The 3,618-nt window shown below is 26.8% G+C and carries 2 protein-coding genes; both read right to left on the reverse strand.

The window, feature by feature from the left end; translation table 11 throughout:
- Positions 1–309: 309 nt before the first annotated feature.
- Positions 310–2,301: an FtsX-like permease family protein gene (locus BM119_RS19280; protein ID WP_090043322.1), complete on the reverse strand. Its 1,992-nt coding sequence runs from the start codon at positions 2,299–2,301 to the stop codon at positions 310–312.
- A complete protein-coding gene (locus BM119_RS19285) occupies positions 2,291–3,058 on the reverse strand; it encodes an ABC transporter ATP-binding protein (protein WP_090043323.1) in 768 nt (255 codons plus the stop codon). The genes BM119_RS19280 and BM119_RS19285 overlap by 11 nt, the downstream gene beginning before the upstream one ends.
- Positions 3,059–3,618 lie beyond the last annotated feature (560 nt).

Raw genomic sequence — 3,618 nt, forward strand, 5'->3', positions numbered from 1 at the left:
AATCATACTTTTTAGCAATTAAAACATTGCTTCCTGATTCTAAAACTTCCTTAACAAATGAAACTCTTTGATCTTCTGAAAACTTTCTTGTAAATCTTTTTTTCTCCATTCCTTAGACCTCCTAATCATCTTAAAACTATTTTATCTTGTTTGAGTAAACATTGTCCATCCTAATTAGGGGGCCTATAGGCTTGTCACTCATAACTTGCCACTTGTCACTTGTCACTTGTCACTTGTCACTTGTAATTTGTCACTTAATAAAGTCATCCACATATTTAAAATTTTATATTCTTAATGTTTATTATAGAATTAAATACTATTTTTTACTATATTTTTATATCCTGTATATGTTGTATAGAAGTATCCTGCATAAACTACAATAAATATTAAAGCTGTTATTAAAGCTGAAAATCTAATATCTATTTCATTAAACTTACTTATCTCTTTATTAACTAATGTAACACCAATAATTGAATGGATTAATGCAAGGATCACTGGAAGAGAAAAATATATCAATGTTTGAGTGAAGATTGTTTTGTCTATCATTTTTTTATTTGCACCAATTCTCCTTAAAGCTTTATATCTTTCTATACTGTCACTGGCTTCTGACAACTGTTGAAGAGCTAATACAGCCATGCTGGTTATTAAAAATACTAGTCCTAAGTACATTCCAATAAATAATACTGCTGTTGTTCCGCTCTTGCTATTAGCATAACGATCATCCTTTGAATAAGCACCCACACGTGGAATGTTTAAATCTTTATACTCACCTTTTATATATTTATCTTGAATTTCTTCATATTTTTTATTATTCTCTTCTCTATTTTCATCTAAATACATTACATTAAGTGTTGACACACTAATTTTATTATAATCACCTAAAAATTCATCATTTATAACTATGGTTAAAAAAATATTTGGCATCGAATAAGTTTCAAGATTTTCCTCTATTACTTTATCATTTTTTACTAAATACTCTTTTCCTTTAATGTTAACTTTATTACTACTTTTTAACCTTTCATTAACTGGCTTAACCAACACATTATAGTTGGACATAAGTAAAACTTCATCCTTGTTTAGACTTATTTCTTTTTCACCTCTAAGTTTCAGCATTTTGTTATAATCTGATATTTTAACAAAGGTCCCCTCACCATCATCATACTCTTTATCTTCAATTGATAATAAATCACATACCTTTACACCTAAAAGATATTTATTGCAAGCTACATATTTCTCATTTTTACTCCTTTTAAAATCAATTTTATCTAATACATCTTCTAAATTGTCTTTTTCACTATCAGCATATACTATTATACTAGCATCAAAAGGTGTTTCTTTTTCAAGTCCAGCTTCATTATCTTTCTTAAGGCTTATTCCTGTAGATAATACAAGTATTGTAATAAATAACATTAAACATATTACTGACATTGATATAAAGTTTGTATTAACTTTACTATTTATTTGTTTTACTACAAATATATTTAATCCTTTGAAATATACATTCTTGTTTTTATTCACTATATATAGTATAACTCCAGATAAACTAAAAAAGAATAATACTGTACCTATTATGGAAATAACTAATGCTGGCTTAAACATAGGATCTCTTAAATCCACGCCTATCTTTAGTATGGATTTATATGCAAATCCAAGTGACACTACACATAAAATAAATGATAATAAATATATAAATGGATTTTTAAATTTTATATTTTCATTTTTCCTACCTGCTGTTAGTAAATCAATTATTTTGTATTTAGAAATAACAAATACATTAAATATCATAACAAGTAAAAACATTATTCCAAAATATAATATAGTCTTACCTATAGCACTTGTTGAAACAGCAAACTTATATTCATCCATTCCAACATCAAATAACTTTAATGCAAAAGTAGACAAACCTTGTGATGCTCCAATTCCTAATATAACACCAGCAATTAAAGATATAGCCCCCACTATAAAGGTTTCTGTTACTAAAATCCTAGATATTTTTCTTTTTCCCATACCTAAAGTCATATATATTCCTAATTCTTTTTTACGTTTTTTTATCAAAAAATTATTTGCGTATAATATTAAACTACCCAATATTATAGATACAAACACTGATACACCAGACATAAGTTCCATTAATTTAGCTATATAATTTTTACCTGAAGATTTCATCTCAATAAGTGCCTTTTGTGAATCCATTGAGTTAAAGCTATAAAATATACAAACAGCTAATATTAGTGTTAAGAAATATATAGTATAATCCTTATAACTCTTTTTTATATTGCCTACAGCTAGCTTAAAATACATTATTGTCATCACCTCCAAGAAGTGATATAACTTCTATAATTTTATTAAAGAATTCTTTTCTAGTGTCATTTCCTCTTACGAGTTCGCTAAATATTTTTCCATCTTTAATAAAAAGTATTCTATGAGCATAACTTGCTGTAAAGGAATCATGAGTAACCATAAGTATTGTAGCCTTTAAATCTTTATTTAACCTTTCAAATCTTTCAAGCAATAATCTAGCTGATTTTGAATCTAATGCCCCCGTTGGTTCATCAGCAAGTACTAAAGATGGATTAGTTACTATTGCTCTTGCCGAAGCAACCCTTTGCTTTTGTCCACCAGACATTTGATAGGGATACTTTTTTAATACATCTTCAATTTCTAGATATTTTGCTACTGATTTAATTTTCCCATCTATTTCTAAAGCTTTCTCACCTTTTATTGTTAATGCTAAAGCAATATTTTCATAAGCTGTAAGAGTATCTAATAGATTAAAATCTTGAAATATAAAGCCTAACTCATTTTGTCTAAACCTATCTAATTCTTTTGACTTTAACCTAGTAATATCCTTATTATTTATTATTATTTTACCTGTAGTAACATTATCAATAGTTGATATACAGTTAAGCAATGTAGTTTTACCACTTCCTGAAGGTCCCATTATCCCAAGGAACTCCCCCTCATCTACCTTAAAACTGATATTATCTATAGCCTTTGTTACATTATCTTTACTACCATAATACTTTTCAATTTTTTCTACACTTAATATGTTTTTCATTTTTAATTCTCCCTTTTTTCTTTATTTAAACTAGTGCTTTCTAACTTCATCTCATGTACTTTATTTTATATAATTCCATTTTTAGTATCAATTGAACTATATTTCATTAACATTACATTTTTGTTATTTTAATGTCAACTTGATTATTTTAATACCAACAATAAAACCCTGGACTAATTAATTAGCTCAGGGTTTAATATAAGAGAAAAAGCACTAATCCCAAAAGCGAAATACACCTACAAATGTTAGACCTATGGAATAATCGTATTTAACATTTGTAGTAATAGTGCTTCATTCTAAAATAAGATATTAATTTTAAATCCTCTATTCTAATTCATCAATGCTATTTATCTGGAATAATATCAAGTGCCATGTTTTGAATTGCTGGTCATAAAACTAATTTTAATTTTACATAGCAGTTTCACTGCTATTATTTAATAATATCTGTACCATTTGTCTTAAAAAATATTAAATTTAGTGGTGATACCTTCGCAATAAATTAAGGAGCATTCATAAGCTTTGCTCATGCATACTCCTTAATTTATTGCAAAAATAGTTTA

Source organism: Clostridium frigidicarnis (genome assembly GCF_900111985.1).
Lineage (GTDB): Bacteria > Bacillota > Clostridia > Clostridiales > Clostridiaceae > Clostridium_Z > Clostridium_Z frigidicarnis.